The 2248-nt window shown below is 56.7% G+C and carries 3 protein-coding genes; all 3 read left to right on the forward strand.

Annotated elements, in window-relative coordinates; genetic code table 11:
- On the forward strand, positions 1-1110 hold a 1110-nt coding region (locus HEQ34_RS14170; protein WP_296201553.1), incomplete at its 5' end, for a glycine--tRNA ligase subunit beta.
- A 108-nt stretch (positions 1111-1218) separates the two neighbouring features.
- A complete protein-coding gene (locus HEQ34_RS14175; RefSeq protein WP_296201554.1) occupies positions 1219-1746 on the forward strand; it encodes a cytochrome b/b6 domain-containing protein in 528 nt (175 codons plus the stop codon).
- A gap of 83 nt (positions 1747-1829) precedes the next feature.
- A partial coding sequence (locus HEQ34_RS14180; protein ID WP_296201556.1) for a PEP/pyruvate-binding domain-containing protein occupies positions 1830-2248 on the forward strand: 419 nt, incomplete at its 3' end.

Genomic DNA, 2248 nt, shown 5'->3' on the forward strand with positions numbered 1-2248 from the left:
GAATTGCAAGGCATCATGGGCGGCTATTACGCGCGCGCACAAGGCGAGAGCGACGCCGTCGCCGACGCCATCCGCGACCATTATAAACCGGTCGGACAGGGGGATGATGTCCCCAATGCTCCGGTCACGGTGGCTGTGAGTTTGGCGGATAAGTTGGATACAGTTACAGGCTTTTTTGGAATAAATCAGCGGCCAACCGGGTCGAAAGATCCGTTTGCGCTTAGGCGGGCCGCTTTAGGAGTGATTAGTTTAATCACCGCTAATGATCTTCGGCTTGGTTTCCGAAGGACGCTCATTGAGTCGCTCACGACACACGGTGTTTTTTGGTGGAATAGGCTTGTCGATGCAGCTGAGCGTATCGACACCGTTTCCTCGCACCGAATGTCAGGTTTTCTAAAATTGGCAGGTGAGCACCAGATCAAGCTTAGTGGTGAGACTGGCTTAGGTTTAGCCGACGCGTTTAGAAGCCGCTTGGCAAGCGAAGAGGTGCCGGCTGCCGCATTTGATTTTGCTGATATAAAGCAACAAGAAATTGTTCCTTTTTTTGGAGAACGACTGGCTGTCCAACAACGCGAAGCGGGCGTCCGCCACGACCTCATCGACGCGGTGTTTAGTCTTGGTGGTGAGGATGATCTGGTCCGGCTGCTGGCGCGGGTGAAGGCTTTGCAGGCCTATATCACGACCGCCGAAGGTGCGAACCTGTTGGCGGCGTATAAGCGTGCGGCGAATATATTGAAGCAGGCCGACGGTGCCGAAAAAACGTCCGTCGCCCCAGCGCAGGCTGGGGCCCATCACGTGTCCCAGTCTGGAACGACAGACGAGACAGGCTCCAGCCTACGCTGGAGCGACGCGGATTTGGGCATCGAGGAAAGTGCCCTCCGCACCGCGCTCGACGCCGCTGAACCCAAGGCCGCAGCCGCCTTGTCGGTCGAAGATTTCGAAGGCGCAATGGCCGCATTGGCGACGTTGCGCGCACCGATTGATGCCTTTTTTGAAGCTGTGATGGTCAATGATCCCGACCCGGCCAAGCGCAAATTTCGTTTGGGCTTACTTGCGCGGTTCCGCGATGCGGTTACCCAAGTGGCCGATTTTTCGAAGATTGAGGGATAGGGGCGGACGGCACGCTGAACATGTTCAGCATGACGGCGCTTGATCTAAATCATTGCTGGCGGGGCGGAATGGGCGCTTGAGTTGTTTCCTGATCAAAGGAACATCCCCATGGCCGTCATGCACCGCATCCGCATTTTTCATAGCTTCCTCGCGCTGACCGTATTGGCGGCCTATTTTTCGGCGGAAATGGGCCTTGTTCATGCCTGGCTTGGCTATGGTGTGGCTGCCCTTATTGTATTCCGGCTGATTTGGGCTTTGAGCGGCGCGCCGCAACTGGGGCTTGCGCGTTTCTACCCCTCGTTCAAGGATTTGCATTTAAAGGGTATCATGACCCACCCAGCCATTAGCCAAGTCCTGCTGGCGGGAATCGCCCTTTCGGTGATTGGTGCCACGGGCACGGGTATCATGATGGACAAGGGGCGCGCGTTGCAGCCCAGCGCGCTTAGTTCCTTGTCCCTCTCGGGCGAAAATGCACGCGATGGGCGCGCAGATGAATCCGGCGAAATTTACGAAGAAGCGCATGAATATCTCGCAAATCTGGCGATTGCGCTGGTCGTGCTCCATGTCTTGTATTTGCTATCGTTCAAGCTGCCCTTGGCGCGCTTTATGTTATTCGCCAACAAATCCGGAAAATAACCGCCCTCCAGACTTGACTCCGATGCGCTGCACTGCACAACGGCGCGCAAGTAATAAAGCCAAGCAAAAGGGATGGCTGCGGGATGACCCAGTATGTATATCGGTTCGGTGGCGGTGTTTCGGATGGTGACGAAACCGTTCGCGGCAATAAAAATATCTTGGGCGGCAAGGGCGCGAATTTGGATGGCATGGCGTCGATTGGCCTGCCTGTCCCGCCCGGCTTTACGATCACGACCGAAATGTGCACGGCTTATTACGCCAATGGCCAAAGCTTCCCCGACAGCGTCCGGGCCGAAGTCGCCAATGGCCTTGCACATATTGAGCAGGTAACGGGCAAAGCATTTGGCGATTCCGCCAATCCGTTGCTGGTGTCGGTGCGTTCGGGCGCGCGGGTGTCGATGCCGGGGATGATGGATACGGTGTTAAACCTCGGGCTGAATGACCAGACGGTCGAAGGGCTGGCGGCTTCGTCGGGCGATGCCCGCTTTGCGTGGGACAGCTA

The organism is Sphingorhabdus sp., from assembly GCF_023910635.1.
Classification (GTDB): Bacteria; Pseudomonadota; Alphaproteobacteria; order Sphingomonadales; family Sphingomonadaceae; genus Sphingorhabdus_B.

Coding starts and splice junctions, on each gene's coding strand:
- HEQ34_RS14175 (WP_296201554.1), top strand. CDS start 1,219: ATGGCCGTCATGCACCGCATCCGCATTTTTCATAGCTTCCTCGCGCTG.